We start from the raw sequence: 15,840 nt of genomic DNA, 5'->3' as shown, positions 1-15,840 counted from the left end.
AAGGGCGCCGAGCAGAAGGAGCGACCGAGTGAGCAGGACGGCCTCAGAGTCCGACCCGGCTGACGCGCGGGCGCAAGGAGGAAGGGCTTTCGCCCGTCCAGCGGCGGAAGGCGCGCGAAAACGCCGAGGGCTCGGAGAAGCCGGTCGCAAATGCCACCTCGCGCACGGACAGGCCCGCTTCGAGGAGCGCGCGTGCCTGAGATTGCTGCACGGCAGCGACGATCGCTTCGTAACTGGTGCTCTCCGCCCGGAGTCGGCGTCGGGCGGTGCGCTCGCTCATGCCGAGACCCGCGGCCACCTTCTCGAGCGTCGGGATTCCGCCGGGCAGGAGGTGCAGGATAGCGCTGGCAACGTCGCGCGCGATGCCAGCGGGGACCGCGAGCCTCGCGAGCGCCGCTTGCGTCTCGCGCGCGAAGTACTGCGTGAGCACGGGATCCGCTCCCCTCGGGCGCTGGTCGAGCAGCCTCTCCGGCAGCCGGAGCGACCATGTGCTGGCGTCCCATCGAATGGGAGCCCGGAAATGCTCTTCGTGCGCGGACGTCCGCGATGGCTTCGAGCTTCGCAGGCAGACGTCCGAGATCGCGGCGTCGGCACCGACGACTTCGCGCAGGATCGTGACGAACGACGCCAGCGCCTGCTCGTTCGCGACGCGCTGCCCGAGCGTCCGTTCGCCATCACGCTCCCACAGCACCGTCGCGCCCCCGAACGATGGGGCGGTGCTCCAGCGGCCGGAATCGTTGATGAGCTCGTGATAGCGCACCGCACACTCGATCGCGTGGCGCGCCGTGGGGCTCGTGTAACAGGCAAGGCCGAGGAGGCCGAAACGGCTCACGCTGGCGAGCTTCCCCACGGCGATGGGCAGCCCCGGGTCACGCGTGGTGCGCATGGCGAGTTCCCATGTGGCGAAGATCCTGTCGAGGGGAACACGAAGGTCGGTTCGTGAGAGGTCGTGCGCCTCGACGCCGAGCGTCTCGAGCAGAGAACCGCGCGCCACACCACGCGCGGCCGCGGCCTCGACGATCGCGAGGGCGAGCGGCAAGGTCATCGATCCGCGGGGCGAGTCCACACGGCGAGCGTACCGGAGTCAGGTCGGAAGTTGAAGCGCCTGCGCCGGTGGCCTGCTCCCACCATCGTCGTGTAGCTCTGGCGGCCATGCAGTTGACCTTCGCGGCCAGCGACGCGCTTGCGGAGCGGAACCGGCGTAGCTCCGTCGCGCGAAGCCCATGCAGCGGGCGGCGGTTCGCGCCGGCCGGGCCAGATCGGGCAGGAGACTTTCACGATGAGCAACAAGGTTCGCGGATGGGTCCTCGGCGCATCGTTGGGCGGGATTCTCGCGGCTTGGAAGGTCGTGTACGAGACGGTTTCGCACCTGCTGATGCCGCTCGACCTCGACCTCTGGTTTCGGCTGATGAGTAGCTTCTCCGCCACGGTGGCCGCGGTCGCGACGCTTTCGCTCGGTTTCGGAGGAAAACCCATTGCCCCCAAGAAAGGGGCGGCGATCGCAGCAGCGGTGGTGTTCCTCGTCGGCGCGTTCGTCTTCGGCAAGCTCGCCTTTTACTGGGTCTCCTTCGTCCTCGGCATCCACGTCGGAACGCGCGCCGCGGACCTCGTCGAGCATCGATCGGGCATGGGAGAGCGCCTCGTCATCGCCCTCGGGCTCACGGTCGGAACCCTGCTCGCAGCGTTCGCCCTTGGGCTCGTTGCCGATCTCGCCCTGCCGCGCTCGCTCAATCTCGACGCGATGCCCGGCTCGATGGTCTTGGCGGTCGTGGCTATGGTGCCGATGAACATGACGCTCCGGGCCCTCCTGCAGCGCAAGGCGGCCGAGGCCGTGGCTGGTACGCCTTCCGCCTGAGTCGCGTGGCTCTGGCGGCCATGCGGTTGACCTTCGCGGCCAGCGAAGCGCCTGCGGAGCGGAACCGGCGTAGCACCGTCGCGCGAAACCCATGCAGCAGGCGGCGGTTCCGCGCCGGCCGGGCCGGCTCGGGCAGGATGCTTTCACGATGAGCAACAAGGGTCGCGGGTCCTACCAGCCGAGAGCATGTCCGAGGGCGAAGCACGGGTGGAGAGCGAGAAAGACCTGGAACTGGAGGCCGAGCTGGCCAGCGGGATGTTCGAGACCAGCCGGGGCTCCGAGGAGCTGGTGGTGCTGCCGGTGTATGGGGAGCCTCCCCAGTATTACTGCAGTCTGCGGCGGCCCAAGGGGCCTGTCCTTTGTGCGGTCCAGCCGGACCGTGGTGGGTACACGGTGGGCGATGACGGTGGGGGGGATCCGGTCTGGATCGTCGCCGGCGCGGCACTCCCCACGAAGCTCGCGGTGGCGGTGGTGCGCGCCTTCCAGCGAGGCGAGCCACCGGTTCTGCCTTTCGTCCCGGGGCTTGTGTACCACGAGGGCGGCGGGACCTTCATCGACTGGTCCGGGCCAGACCCTCAGCGGCGCGCCTCCCATGAGCTGGCCGTGGAACTCGACGGCGATCCGGAGCCGTCTCTCGCGTCCAGCGGCGTGTGGCAGGCGCTCACGCATGTGACCGTGAGGACGCCGGAGTGGCTCGCCTTCATCGCCTCCCACCCCCTGCCCGGGCTCCGACGCCTGTGCATCTGGTTCCTCGACCTGATAGGGCAGCAAGCCGTCCTCCAGGCCGCTCTCGATGCGCACCCGCACATGACCGCCCTGAGGCTCGATGCGAACCAGGTCGCGAACCTGCCACCACTCTCCGCCCCGCAGCTCCGGCGGCTCATCCTCGAGTATGACTTCGACGACGACGACGAGGGGGAGGCCATCCAGCAGGTCGCCACCTCGAGCGTGTCTCGCTGGCGACTCGAAGAGAACGTCGAGATCCTGACGGGCTTCGTCGGTATGTTCGATCTGAACGATCCGGACTTCTCCTCCGACGTGCCGCTCTGACGCCCTCCGGCAACCGCCATTCCTCCTCGTCGAGCTGTCGCCCACGTAACTCCGTCGCGCACCGACGCATATCCTCGGGGTACGCATTCCTGATCCGGGGGAGGATCATGGGCCTGCTGGCTGGTTGCTCCCCAAGCCTGCTCAGCCCTTGGTTCGCCCCGCCCGCAGCGCCTCTTCGTAGCCGCCTTGCACGTAGAGCGGCAGCTCGCCCTTTTGGAGCGTCTCTGCCTGATAGGCGAGCATGCGTCGCTGGCCTTCCTCCGCGACATCGAGGCCGAGGAACTCCTTGGCTTCGAGCTTGATGCCGTCGGGGAGGGGGAGGGAGCCGCCGAAGTACACCGAACGCTTGATCGCGCCGATGCTCGGCTTGTGGCGCTTGGCGAGCTCGTCGGCGAGCGCGGTTGCCTTGGCGACCACGCTGTCCTTGGGCACCACCGCGTCGACCGCGCCGATCTCGAGCGCCTGCGCCGGCGTGAAGGGTTTGCCGTCGAGAATGGCAACCAGCGAACGGTGCACGCCCACCAGACGGGTCAATCGCTGGCTGCCGCCGCCACCCGGCATGATCCCGAGCAGGACTTCGGGTTGACCGATGAACGCATCACGGTCGGACATGACACGCAGATCGCACGCCCAGGCGAGCTCGGCGCCCAGGCCGAGCGCGGCGCCTTCCAGCGCGGCCACGAACACCGCCGCGGCACCGTTCATGCGAAGAAACAATCCATGCAGTCGGTCGAGTCCGACGTACTCTGGCGGTGGCGGCGGAGCGTCGGCGGCGGCGTTCGATCGCAACCTTGCCACGTACTGCGCCCCCCCTTCCTGAAGCCACTTCACGTCCGCGTGGCTGATGAAACGCGTGGGGTGCGTGCTGGTGAGGACCACGGCGCGCACGTCGGGATCGGTGTCCGCGCGCTCCACCAGGGCCTCCAGCTGCCGCGCCAGATCGGCACCGAACACCTGGAGCGGCCCCGCGTCGATGCGGGCCACCAAGGTGGCACCGTGGGCTTCTACGTCGACCTTCACTTCGGGCTCTCGTTCTCGTGTCATGTGGGTCCTCTTGCGCGCCCGGCAGGGTTGCCCGACGCAGCACCACCATCGCAATCGCGGGCGCTCTGCGCCAGTGGCGCGATTGACAACGTTCGGTCCAGAATAGCCACATGTTTGTCCACCTCCTCCTCGACGGCTTCTCCGATGGATCGCTCGGCGTCGCGCTCGACATCCTCGGTACCGCTGCACACTTCAGTCGGTCAGGTCGCGTGTCGGTGCGGATCGGCAAGCGGGATCTCGTGCAGCGGGTGGTGTCGATCGACGGCGCGCCGGTTCGTTCTTCGGTGGGGCGTACGGTCGCCGTGGACGGCGCCCTCAACCTTCGCGCGTTACGCCCGCAGGACGTGGTCCTGGTCCCGGGCATGTTCTCGGCGAGCGGACGTACCCTGGACGAGTTGCTCGGTCGCGAGGAGCTCCGACGCGCCGCCGTGCTGCTGGCAAAGGCCAGCGCAAAGGGGGTGGTGGTGGCAGCTTCGTGCTCGGCCGTGTTCGTGCTTGCGGCGTCGGGACTGCTCGACGGGAGGTCCGCGACCACGTCATGGTGGCTCGCCTCCGAGCTCGCGCGGCGCTTCCCCGAGGTCTCGGTTTCGGCCGATCGCATGGTGGTCGACGAAGGGGAAGTGATCACGGCCGGCGCCGCGCTCGCGCACGCCGATCTCACCCTCGCAATCGTCGCGCGGACGGTCGGGCCGTCATTGCCGCATCTGGTCAGCCGCTACCTGGTATTGGACGAGCGGCCCACCCAAGCTCGCTACATGCTCCTCGACCATCTGCGCGCGAACGATCCTGCGGTTCTTGCGCTCGAGGCGTTCGTCGTGCGGAACCTGAGTCGTCAGATCTCGCTCGAGGAGCTGGCCAGGGCGGCGGGCGTCTCCTCGCGGACGCTCGCGCGGCGCGTCCGGGCGAGTGTGGGCTCGAGCCCGCAGGCCTTCGTGCAGCGGGTGCGCATACGCAGCGCGGTGCACCTCTTGGAGACGACCCGCGACTCGGTCGACGACATCGCGGAGCGTGTGGGGTACGCCGACGCGGCGGCGTTTCGCCGCGTATTCCGTCGCTATGCAGGAGAGTCGCCTCGACAGCTCCGCGAGCGAGCGTGAGAGCGGACGGGTTCCGTCGGAGCATCGCGAAGGTCGGCAAGCCGCGATGGCGTCGATCGGCGGTTTGTCCACGGGAGCGGGGGAAGATCACTTCTCTTCGAGCGCGAGGCTCCGTAGAATCGGCCCATGAACACCGAGCAGGTCGTCGTCGAAGGCAAAGACTACACCCGTACCGTCTGGTTCATCGCCGGCCCCCAGGCGACCGAGCACCCGCTCTGCGTGTTCCTGGACGGAGAATACTATCTCGAGCGCGTCGGCGCCCTGCCCATCCTCCAGGAGCTGATCACGAGCCAACGCATTCCGCAGATGTCCTTCGCCTTCGTTCCGAGCAACGGCCCCCCGTCGCGACACGAAGACTTCGTCTGCAACGATCGCTTCGCTCGATTCATCTCCGAAGACCTGGTTCGCTGGGCCAGGAACCGAGCGAGCCCCCTCCGCGGCGAGAGAAATCTGGTCTGCGGTCTCAGCCTAAGCGGTCTCGCCAGCGCCCACATGACCCTGACCCATCCCCACGTCTTTTCGTCCGCGCTGAGCCAATCCGGCTCCTTCTGGTGGGAACGCAAACGGTTCGCCAGCCTCGCACGCGCATTCCCAAAGATCAGCTCCCGCCACTGGCTCAGCGTCGGCGACCAGGAGCTCGAGGACAACGCCACCCATCCACCCACGGGAATGCGCCAGGAGTTCACGCAGGTCGCCGGCGTGCAATCCGCCGTCGATGCGCTCAAAGCCAGCGGCGCCAAGGTGAGGCACCACGTGTTTCACGGAGCACATGCGTTCGAACCTTGGCGGGCTGAACTGGCCGACGCGCTTCCGTGGCTGTGCAGCGCTTAGCGCGGCCTTCTGCTCGCTCGTATGGTTCCTGCGGTTTTCCGCGAACGACGCCGCGCCCGGCGCGATGACGGCAAGCAGCATCACGATGTAATCACGGCACATCCGCAGGTGTGTCCGGCGCTTCCTTGCCAGCACGGTAAAACGTGTAGCGCGCATCCGCCATGGAATGGCATCGGACGACAGGAGATGAGGGGTGCCCTTTATACGAATCCATGAGCGCCAACATCCGTCGATTGCCGATCTCGACCCGGCACACCGCGCGATGCAGGAGGCCGGCGTCGCGACACCAGACATGGAGCAGCTCCAGGATCCGGCGGCCATATCCGCGCCCTTGCGCTTCGAGCTTCAGGCAAACGACGGGCTCGACGAGCTCCGCCTCGAAATCGAAGTCGTAGTGGATGACGCCTCCGATCCCGAAGAACTCGCCTGTATTGCGCTCGTAGAGGCTCCACAGGCCGTAGCCGAACCTTCGCTCGTGCTCCATGGCGAGCTGCAACCGGCGGGCGATGTTCGCTCGGTCCTGTACCCCGCCATAATAGCGCATGATCGACGCCTCTGTCTGGAGCGCCAGGAGGTGGGGCATGTCGTCTTCCGCCGGCGGTCGAAACTCGAGGAACGCGGAGGACGGGGCGGGGGGGGCTGGGCTCGTCATTGCGTGAACCATGCGCTGACCGCGCGGTCGATTTCCTGGTTGATCTCGATGTCCATGAGCTGCGACGTCCGCGCGGCGAGCTCGAATACGCGCACGCCGAGCAAGACCTCCGCCAGGTTCGAGGGCGGCAATGCGGCGGCGAGCTTGAAGACCTCGTTCTTGTGGTCGCGCGCGCGGTTGATCTCGAAATGGGCCTTGTAGCCGAACGCGGCGCCAGGGATCGACGTCTTCTCCAGGAGCTCCGCCAGGGGATCGCCGTCAGGGTACGATGAGCCCTCGAACATCCCGATGCAACTCGCGAAGGCGATGGGCGAATGCCGGGCCGCGAACGCGAAGAGCCGCATCAGCGTGCTCGTCGAGGGTAACACCGGGATTCTCTCCGGATCCTCGCAGCCGAGGTGCGATAAGGACCGTGCCATCAGGGCATCGTGCCCGCGCTCTTCGCTCATGAAGTCCTCGAGCGGCCCCGAGAGTCGAGGGGTCTCCGCGCCAGCGATCGTCACGGTGGGCAGGAGCCCGATCGTGATGTAGTGCGTCTGCCGGATCAGCAACTTGGCGACGTCGAAAAGCGCGACCTCGTCGAGGCGGCGGAGCCGGTCGAGCTTCTGCTCGATGGCGCGGCGGTACGGCTCCGTCGCGACTTCGAACTCGAGCCGCCTCCCGACGAGGTATGAAGCCGCGCAGAGCGGATCGAAGGCGTCGTGCTCGATCCGCGAGAGCGACGCGATTCGCTCGGCGTCCCACAGCCACTCGTGCATCGTGTAGGGCGCGCCCACCTGCGACAGGATGTCCGCCGGCGCGGCGCAGGCTGGCAGCTCTCGGCGCCTGGGCGGCGGAGCCTTCCGCTCGAGGCCCTGCCGCGGAGCCACATAACTCGCCGGGTAGTCCTCGAGCCGGCGGAGGAAGTCCTGCGCCTCCGGCGCGAAGTAATCCTGCTTCTGGAGCTGCGCGACGCCGGCGAGGACCATGTCTTTGTCGGGCCCGACGAGCTCCGCCTCGATGGACAACCACGGCAGAGAATAATGCAAAGTGTCCCCTTCGCAGAGGATGGAGAATCCTTCGAATGGGACACGGTGGATCGACATGATGCCTCCAGCGCATGCAGCGCACGGACCAGTGTCACGGCGCGAGCGACCCGCCCGGGTCGCCCCGGGCGGGTCGTCGTGACGAGCGTCTCGCTCACGGATACTTGTAGGTGCTGGCGGTGACGGTGGTGAGTTTCTTGATCTTCATGCGTCCTCTCCTTTCGGGCTCGTGGCCATCAGGGATCGAACCGGGCTGGGTCGTCCATTGAGGCCCTCTCGGGCGCCTCGGATTGCAACGGTCGGGCCAACGGGATCCGGCGTCGGTTCATGCGGGGGTTCGGCACTGCACGCGAACCCGCGATGACGGTTCCTTGCGCGACTACGCAATCCTCGACCTGGAGCGCCCCATGCTACGCCCGAGCGGCCGCTCGGGGCCTTCGTCGCGGCTTCGCCCGGCGCGGCTCAGGGCAAGAGCGCGCGGGAGGCCTCGTCGAGATCGACGGCGTCGCGGGGGATCTCGCCGGTCAGGCTCTCCAGCCACCGCGTGATCAGGCGAGTGTCCCTGTCGGATAGCTCCTGCCCGAGCTGATGCCTGCCCATGATCTTCACGGCCTCCTCCAGCGAGGAGATCGAGCCGTCGTGGAAGTAAGGCCCCGTCTCGGCGACGTTGCGCAGGCTCGGCACGCGGAAGACCATCCAGTCGACGTCCCGCCGCGTGATCTCGTAGCGTCCCCGGTCCTTCGTGTCCGGCCACGGCTTCACGAGCCCGGCCTTCTGGTACATGGTCGCGCCGACGTTGGGACCAAAATGGCAGGTGATGCAGCCGATCTCGACGAAGCGGTTGAACCCGGCTTTCTCCTCGTCGCTCAGCGCGGCCCTGTCTCCCTCGAGGAACCGATCCCAGCGGCTCCGCGTGTACAGCGTGGCCTGGAAGGCCGCGAGCGCGCGCGCGACGTTGTCGAACGTCACGGGCTCGGCCTGGGCGGGGAACGCCTCGGCGAACGCAGCCGGGTACCCTTCCGAGGCGCGGAGGGTCGCCTCGACGCGCTCGGGCGTCGCCGCCATGGCCCTCGGGGATCGGAGCACCTCCTTGGCCTGATCGACGAGGTTGTCCTGGCGACCGTCCCAGAGGAGGGCGAAGAACCCGTCGACGTTGTAGACGCTCAGGGTGTTCCGCGGGGGCTCGCGGTTGTCGCTGCCCCGCGAGAGCTTCCTGCGGTCGACGCCCCAGGTATCGAGGGGGTGGCACGAGGCGCACGAGATGTCGTGGTTCTTGGACAGGCGCGGATCGTAGAAGAGGACCCGGCCCAGGTGGATCTGCGCCTTGGACGTGGGATCGGGCGGCACCGTCGGCCCGGCAGGCAGAGGCGCGAAGCTCGTGAGGCGCTCCGGTAGGATGTCGGCCGACGCGATGACGTCGAGCCGCGGCACCACGCGCGAGAGCGAGAACGCGAGCACGGCGGCGACGACCATGCCGAGGGCGAGGGCCCAGGAGAAGCGCCTCGGGCGCTCGGCGAGGGCGAGCGCGGGCGTGGGCGTCTGGGCCATCGACGCGCTCGGTCGAGTCGTCGAGGAGACGGGCGGGGCGCTGCTCGGGCGCGCGCGTGGCGGCTCGTCCGGCGACACCCAGGGCTTCGGGGTGTCGTCCGCGTGGAGGGCCGCGGCGCGCGCCGAGGAGGGGGGCTTGGCGACGATCGCGTGCTCGGGGTCGACGGGGCCGTCCTTCGCCTGGTAGCGGCGGATACGCTCGAACGACCCGCGCGCCGCGGAGGTGCCGAACGGCTCGAGCGCCTGGGCGAGCTCGGCGACCGATTGCGGGCGTGCTTCGGGATCTTTCTCCAGACAGTGCAGGATCACCCGGTTGATGCCCGCCGGCACGACGGTGCCCCAGGCGTCGATGGGAATCGGCGGCGCTTCGAGGATCTTGAGCAGGCACTGCGGCGTGGTGCAGGCCTCGAAGGGGCGTTGCCCCGTGACGAGCTCGTAGAGGGTCACGCCGAGCGCCCAGATGTCGGCGCGCGTGTCGGCCCACTTGAGGCCTCGCAAGAGCTCGGGCGAGATGTACGGGACCGAGCCGATGACCGCGTTCGAGTCCGTCAAGCTCCCCTCCGTCGGGCCGCCGGGGGCGATCCACTTCGACAGGCCGAAGTCGAGCACCTTGACGATCTCCACCCCGTCGGCGCCCGTGGCCAGAAACAGGTTGGCCGGCTTCAGATCGCGATGGATGATCCCGCGCGCGTGTGCTTCGGCGATGGCCTCGCACGCCTCCAGCAAGCGGTCGATGGCCTCGACGCTCGGGAGGGGCCCACGCCGATGGAGCACCTCGTGGAGGTCGAGCCCCCGCAGGCGCTCCATCGCCAGGTACGGCACGCCCGTCTCCAGCAGGCCGGCGTCGAGGATACGCACCACGTGCTGGTTCTGGAGCGACGCCGTGGCGCGGGCTTCGCGCAGGAAGCGCTCGTGGGCCTCGGCCGCGCCTCCGTGAGGGGGGAGCAACAACTTCAGCGCGACCGGCTGCCGGAGCGCCAGGTGCTCCGCGGCGAGGACGACGCCCATCCCGCCGTGCCCGATCGTGCCCTCGACCCGGTACTTTCCGGCCACGATGTCGCCCGGTCGCGGGACGTCGAGATGCGGACTGACCATGATCTTGCGGCCCGTCGGACGACACGAACGCGTGCGCCCCGACTGGGGTGGATGTCCCACGGCCTGCCCCAAACCTGGGTGCGGCGCCCGTGACCGACAAGGCGCCACGACCGGCGCTTCGGCGCGCGCTCCGCCTCACGACGGGCTCGCTCGTGCCGCAGCGGGGGCGTCACGGCTGGGGGGGCCCGGGGATCTGCTGGAGCTCGCGGGCGGCCGCGCGAGAGGCCTCGTGCCGGCGCCGCCAGAAGGGCGACGCGGGCCAGCGCTGCTCCTCGTCGTACGTGGCCCCCCGCGTCCGCAGGTACTCCGCGAAACGGACGTGCGCCCCGCGCGCGTGGGCGGCGATCGCCTCTCTGCCCGACAAGAGCGCGTTCGCCGCGGATACGCCCGCCGAGAGCCCCTCGAACAGGCCTCTGCCGCTCAAGGGGTCGAGCGCGCACGCCGCGTCACCCGCGGCGACCCAGCCCTCGCCGGCCACCCGGTCCCAGCACGCGCTCTCCGCGGGGGCGGCCTTCGGCGCGGCGGCGAGCCGGCCTCCGCCGAGCCGCAGGCTCGTCCGCGGCGCGCCGGCGAGCGCCCTTTGCCAGGCGTCGACGCTCCCGTGCCCGCGCCCCGGCAGGAGGTCGGCGTCGGTCATGAAGGCGGCCACGAGCGTTTGCCCGGGCAACCGGGCCGAATACCAGAAGCCGAGCGGGGTCGCCTCGATCGACGTGCGCGGGTCCTCTTCGCTCCCGCCCTCGACGTAGCCCACCAGGGCGACCAGTCGATCAAACGTGATCCGGCGCGCGCTCGGCGCGGCGATGCGGCGCCCGGACCGGCCCGCCGCCTCGACGACGGCCTCCGCGTGGATGCGCTCGACGCGGCCGTCCACGTCGAGGGTGAGCCGAACGCCTGCCTGGGACCACTCGCAGGACCGGACATGGGCGCCGCAGCGCAGCGTCGCCCCCGCTCGCATCACTTCCGCGGCGAGGAATCGATCGAACCGCAATCGATCGAGGTGCCATCCGTGGCCGTAGGGGCTCCAGATGAACTCGTTCTCGTGCAGCGCTTCGCTCCCCCAGGAGGACACCGTCCCCGGCGACGGCAGGTGCCCTTCTTCGACGAACCGCTCCCATATCCCGAGCTGTTGCAAGGGCACGCGCGCCTCGGGGGACAGGGTCTCGCCCGCGCGCAGGCGCTCGTATCGCCCGCGCTCGAGCACGAGCACCCGCTGGCCGGCGCGAGCGAGCCTGATGGCGGCGGCGCATCCGGCCGGCCCGCCACCGATGACAGTGACGTCGAAGAAGGGCTCCATTGGCTTCGTTATGCCCTTTCCACCCTAGACATCGCCGCGCTCTGCCTCGACGAAGACCTCGTCGCCGGCGGCATTCCGGCGCGGCAGGACGAACCCCAGCCGCCCGAACTTGGCGATGAGCTCCTCGTTGGAACCGATGCCACGATCCCAGTACACGTCGGGCGCGGCGCTGTTCGGGTCACGCATCACATACGAGGGCCGCTGCGAAGGCCACCACCCGCTGCCGCACGCGTTGAAATCCGCCTGCCACGGCACGGCCATGCGCGCGGTGATTGCGCCGGGTACGAGCGTCTCCTGCTCGCCTTCGGCGTTCACGAACGAGCCGGTCGTGAAGCGGCAGGGCTCGGCGTACATCGCCGCGGTCTTCATCTTTTGGCCGGCCTCGATGCCCGGATGGAAACCACCGCCCACGCACGCATCGAGCCCCGCGCGATCGAGACCGTCGGGCGTGATCGCCATGGGCTCGTCGGGCGCGGACGCGTCGTCGACGAAGTCCTCGGCGAGCCACGCCTCGAGCACCGCGAGCTGGACCTTGGTGAGTTCGAACTGGGCCAGGGGCGCGTGGACGACGAAATGGTATGCCGCTCGGCGCAATTCGCTGGCTGCGGGGTCGCCCTTGCGCGACAGCGCCTCGTAGTCGCGGGGTACGTCATTGAAGTGCTCCCAATCGTGGACCCAGCGCAGGCCACTCGCGCGACGCAAAATGGGCAGGACGTCCCGCTTGAAGGAGGGTGTCTCCGGTGGACGCGCGAAGCCACCGGTGACCGCGGCCTGGACCGCGATATCGTAGAGGGTGGTGATCGCGCCGGTATTGGGGGCGTAATCGGGCGGCGCCACGATGACCCAACTCGGCGCGTCGACCTCTCGTGTCTCGCCGTTCGGGAACCGGATCGTCGCCGTGACCGGGCCGTCCGACACATCGTCGTGCCAGCCATCGTTGTTGAAGGGGCTGCCGACGGGTTGGCCCTCGGGCACGGAGGCCGAGCGACCGCGGCCGCCGAGCACGAGCAGCCGCCCGGCCGCGTCGGTGCGCAGCTCGCCCAGGTAGACGTCGGTCCCCTTGAAGCGACCCGCGCGGCTCGCCACGACCCTTCGTCTCGGACCGGCGATCGGGGCGAAGACAGGCGCGATCACGAGATCATCCTCGGGCACGTTGGGGTTTCGCCGATCGTTGCCGCCATACTCGATCGACGCCGCCTTGCGGTTGGCGAGACGAACCTGCCAGGTGACCTCCGCCTCCGCCGCGGTGATCTCGCGCAGGAGCTCGAGGGCTCCCCCGTCGGTCCTCTCGTATTCGTAAACGCGGAACCGCGCGGCCTGCCGCAGCACCCGGCCCGACGTGTCCTTGTATTGCGTCACCGGCCGTTCCCCTCCCGGCGTGGGCACGACGCCCCGCTGCCCCGGGATCTCCGGGCCGAGGAAGAATTCCTCGGCGCTGTCGCCCACGCGCGCAATGCCGATTCCAGGGTGGATCTTGTAAACCTTTGCCATGGTGTCGTTCTTTCGTCCTTCTCGGATGTTGATTTCAAAAGGAGAGTCGTGTTCAAGCGACGGGCAAGACGGAAAGGAGGGATGGGCCTTCGCGGCGCGCGCTGTCGAGCCTCCGGAGGTTCGCGATGAGCGACCTCACCCCGAGGCTTTGATCGACCTCGGCGAGCCGCGCGAGCAGGCGCTCCGATCGCGCCGTGAGCTCCCTCAAGCGTTGCAAGCCTTCGTTTCTCCCCGACGGCAAAACGCCGGGGGCGCTCCACGCGGGGGCTGCGCGGTCCCCGTCCGGCGCGCCGCCTTCCTTGCGTGGTAGCTGCGAGATGTGCTGGGACACGCGCGCGATGCCGGTCTTCATCTCCTCCAGCGACCAGTTCACGTACGTCTCACGCGCCGGGTCCGACGTCGGCGTGGAGAGCGAAAGGCCGAGGATGATCAGGAGCATGTGATAGCGGATGTCGAACAGCTCCGCCCACAAGCGCGCCAGCGGATGGGTGATGCGATTCTGCTCGCGCTCGGCGTCTGCGTGCGGCTCCGTCGAGAGGCTCGGGTTCGTCGGGACCGGGAGGATCCCCGGGGGAGCCGCCACGAAGCTGCGATATCCCTCGAGGAAGGCGTGGAAATGCGAATCGTCGTCGTCGAGCAAGCCCTCGCCCTGGGCCATGATCCGGTGGAGCGCCTTGAATGCGTCCGCGCGATCGCCGACGGGGTCGACGTAGAAATTGGGCACGCTGCCGCGCCACTCGGCCGCGGTGGTCTGGTAAGGCATGACCTCGTCCCTGGGCCGGAGCGCGCGGATGTGCCAGCCAGCCGGCATGCCCATCGCCGGCGTCAGCGCGAGCGGGCCCTCGGGCCCATCTCCCTCCTGGAAGAGCCAGTAGATTTTCAGGTAAATGGCGCCGACCCGTCGCACGTCGCCGGGGACGGCGTCGTTCGCCTCGGCGACGATCGCCTCGACCTCGGGGCGCAGCTCGGGCGCGACCAGATCGAGCGAAGGCATCTCCAGCGCGACATATTTGGCGAGGGCGACGCGGCTCGCGGGCTCGAGGTGGAACGGGAGGGGATCGAGCTCGCTCGGGGGTCCGTCGTTGCGGCGCCCGAGGAACGGCTCGGCCCCGAGGGCGCGCAGCAGGTTCTGCACCGTGGCGAAATGCGCCATCTCCTGCTCGGCGATGGTGCGAATCGTTCTGGCGAACGAATCATGTCGTGCGTCGCGGAACGAAAACGCGGCATAGAGGTACTGGACCATCAGCGCGTGCTCGACGCCGGCCGCGATCCGCAACAGCTCGATGGCCTCCTCCTCGGGGGTCGTGGCCTCCGCGATGGTCGGAATGCCGGTCGCCTCGAGGAGCCGATGCGTGGCCTCCTCGCGGGCGGCCGTCGGCGCTCGTTCGGCCGCGGCGCCCTTCATCATGGCTGGCAACTTCGATCCGACCCAGGAGATACGTTTGGTCCCGATCATGTCCTTTCCTTGGGCGTCGAGGCAGGTCGACGTCCGCCGGCCCCTGGTGCACGGCGCATACCATCCGGCGCGCCCGGGGCGTTGGCGGGAAGAGAAAGGCGCGTATCTCGCCGCGCAGGAGGCACCGAGCGGGGGTGCGACGCCGCGGAGCTTGCGTGCATGCGCAAACCCTTGCTTGCCACCGCGTGCCGGGCCAGTTCATCGGTCGCGTAGGCACAACGTGGCTTTCGAGCAGCGCGACCGCCGTCGCTGCCACGTGGCACGACCCATGCTGCGGGCGGGTGGCACGGAGGACCCCGGTCGTGATGACCGGGCGCCCTGTCCGCAGGTGCCCAGCCGCTCCAGCGGGGCCGGACGCGACACACCCTCCGGGACAAACTCCACCCACGCGCAGGACATCACCCCATGATGAATCCAGAGGCACCGTCGCGCTCCCAGGTTGGCATGACAAGGCGGGGCGTGTCGCTCCGTGATCTCGAGAGCCGTCCCAACGAAGTGACGTTTCTGCTGAAGGTGTCGATTTACCTCGCCCTCGTCGCGTACGGCGCTCGGCTCGCCACATCGGACCTGCTCGTGCTGCAGATCCTCGGCGTCCTCACCCTGGGGCTCATGTTCGCGCATGGCGTCGAACTGCAACATCAAGCGCTGCACAAGCAAGGGTTCAGGAACGGAAAGCTCAACGAGATCGTCGGCATCCTCCTGGGCTTGCCCATGCTCGTCTCGTTCGCAGGCTACCAGGCGGCCCACCTGCGTCATCACAAGCACCTGGGCACCCCGGCGAACGAGGAATTCTTCGATTACGGCGACCCGCACGGGGAAGGCGGCTCCCGCATTGCATCGCTCGGGCTCTGGTTCGATCGCCTCATGATGCCGAGACATTACCTGGCCGTCACGAAGAACCTGTGGCGGGCCCTCGCCGTGCGGCGATTCTCTTCGGAACGCCCAGAGGTCTCGGCGCGGATGTGCCGTGACTACATCGTGATGCTGCTCGCCATCCTCACGCTGGGCGCGGCGTCGTTCGCGACGCACGCTTCGCTGATTCTCGTGGTCTGGGTGCTACCGCTCGTTCTGGTCGCGATGCCCGTGCACGCGCTGATCGAAATGCCGGAGCACTACCAGTGCGACCCTTCCACCACAGACGTCCTCCGCAACACACGGACGATCGAGTCCAATGTGCTCATGTACTGGTACACGAACGGCAACAATTACCACGTGGAGCACCACATGATGCCCCGTCTGCCAATGGATCGGCTTCCTGACCTCCACCGCGCGATCGGCCAGAACATCGAGCACTGCCACGCGGGCTACCGGGACTTCTATGTCGCGCTGCTCCGCGGTCGCCTCGCGGGCCCGAAGCGGCGGCTTGCAGGGCGGGCCGCGACCCGCTAACAGCACCTTTGCA

13 protein-coding genes are annotated in these 15,840 nt (G+C 68.6%); 5 read left to right on the top strand and 8 right to left on the bottom strand.

The features are described 5' to 3' along the window. Positions 1-43: 43 nt before the first annotated feature. Positions 44-1,066 (bottom strand): AraC family transcriptional regulator, encoded by a 1,023-nt coding sequence (locus tag QHF89_RS18070; protein WP_136970714.1) that lies wholly within the window; start codon positions 1,064-1,066, stop codon positions 44-46. Between the two features lie 213 nt (positions 1,067-1,279). Here QHF89_RS18070 and QHF89_RS18065 point away from each other — a divergent pair, with 213 nt between their 5' ends. Both QHF89_RS18065 and QHF89_RS18060 read left to right on the top strand, forming a co-directional pair. Beyond that, entirely contained in the window at positions 1,280-1,855 is a 576-nt protein-coding gene (locus tag QHF89_RS18065; protein ID WP_136970715.1) for a hypothetical protein, read from the top strand. A gap of 186 nt (positions 1,856-2,041) precedes the next feature. Beyond that, positions 2,042-2,905 (top strand): hypothetical protein, encoded by an 864-nt coding sequence (locus tag QHF89_RS18060; RefSeq protein WP_136970716.1) that lies wholly within the window; start codon positions 2,042-2,044, stop codon positions 2,903-2,905. A gap of 141 nt (positions 2,906-3,046) precedes the next feature. On the opposite strand, the gene QHF89_RS18055 is transcribed toward QHF89_RS18060, so the two are convergent. Then, on the bottom strand, positions 3,047-3,925 hold the full coding sequence (locus tag QHF89_RS18055) for an enoyl-CoA hydratase/isomerase family protein (protein ID WP_284720636.1): 879 nt from the start codon (positions 3,923-3,925) through the stop codon (positions 3,047-3,049). Between the two features lie 275 nt (positions 3,926-4,200). Here QHF89_RS18055 and QHF89_RS18050 point away from each other — a divergent pair, with 275 nt between their 5' ends. Then, positions 4,201-5,046, top strand: a complete 846-nt coding sequence (locus QHF89_RS18050) for a GlxA family transcriptional regulator (protein WP_342763963.1) — start codon at positions 4,201-4,203, stop codon at positions 5,044-5,046. Positions 5,047-5,172: 126 nt separating this feature from the next. Beyond that, on the top strand, positions 5,173-5,877 hold the full coding sequence (locus tag QHF89_RS18045) for an alpha/beta hydrolase (RefSeq protein WP_136970719.1): 705 nt from the start codon (positions 5,173-5,175) through the stop codon (positions 5,875-5,877). A 91-nt stretch (positions 5,878-5,968) separates the two neighbouring features. On the opposite strand, the gene QHF89_RS18040 is transcribed toward QHF89_RS18045, so the two are convergent. The 6 genes from QHF89_RS18040 to QHF89_RS18015 form a co-directional block, all read right to left on the bottom strand. After that, the gene (locus tag QHF89_RS18040; protein ID WP_284720635.1) at positions 5,969-6,529 is read right to left on the bottom strand and encodes a GNAT family N-acetyltransferase; all 561 of its coding nucleotides are present in this window, start codon (positions 6,527-6,529) and stop codon (positions 5,969-5,971) included. Beyond that, positions 6,526-7,614 carry a hypothetical protein gene (locus tag QHF89_RS18035; RefSeq protein ID WP_136970721.1) on the bottom strand — a complete coding sequence of 363 codons (1,089 nt, stop codon included), beginning with the start codon at positions 7,612-7,614 and terminating at the stop codon, positions 6,526-6,528. The genes QHF89_RS18040 and QHF89_RS18035 overlap by 4 nt, the downstream gene beginning before the upstream one ends. 402 nt (positions 7,615-8,016) lie before the next feature. Next, positions 8,017-10,197, bottom strand: a complete 2,181-nt coding sequence (locus QHF89_RS18030) for a cytochrome c peroxidase (RefSeq protein WP_136970722.1) — start codon at positions 10,195-10,197, stop codon at positions 8,017-8,019. Between the two features lie 169 nt (positions 10,198-10,366). Beyond that, positions 10,367-11,491 carry an FAD-dependent oxidoreductase gene (locus QHF89_RS18025; RefSeq protein WP_136970723.1) on the bottom strand — a complete coding sequence of 375 codons (1,125 nt, stop codon included), beginning with the start codon at positions 11,489-11,491 and terminating at the stop codon, positions 10,367-10,369. Between the two features lie 24 nt (positions 11,492-11,515). After that, on the bottom strand, positions 11,516-12,982 hold the full coding sequence (locus QHF89_RS18020; RefSeq protein WP_136970724.1) for a LodA/GoxA family CTQ-dependent oxidase: 1,467 nt from the start codon (positions 12,980-12,982) through the stop codon (positions 11,516-11,518). A 52-nt stretch (positions 12,983-13,034) separates the two neighbouring features. Beyond that, positions 13,035-14,438, bottom strand: coding sequence for a ferritin-like domain-containing protein (locus QHF89_RS18015; RefSeq protein WP_136970725.1), 1,404 nt, complete (start codon positions 14,436-14,438; stop codon positions 13,035-13,037). A gap of 459 nt (positions 14,439-14,897) precedes the next feature. Between QHF89_RS18015 and QHF89_RS18010 the strand changes: the two genes are divergently transcribed. Further along, positions 14,898-15,827, top strand: a complete 930-nt coding sequence (locus QHF89_RS18010) for a fatty acid desaturase family protein (RefSeq protein WP_284720634.1) — start codon at positions 14,898-14,900, stop codon at positions 15,825-15,827. Positions 15,828-15,840: the final 13 nt, after the last annotated feature.

This window comes from Polyangium sorediatum, from assembly GCF_029946465.1.
Classification (GTDB): Bacteria; Myxococcota_A; Polyangia; order Polyangiales; family Polyangiaceae; genus Polyangium; species Polyangium fumosum.
Note: the sequence above shows the minus strand (reverse complement) of the source record. Positions and strands in the feature narration are given on the sequence as shown.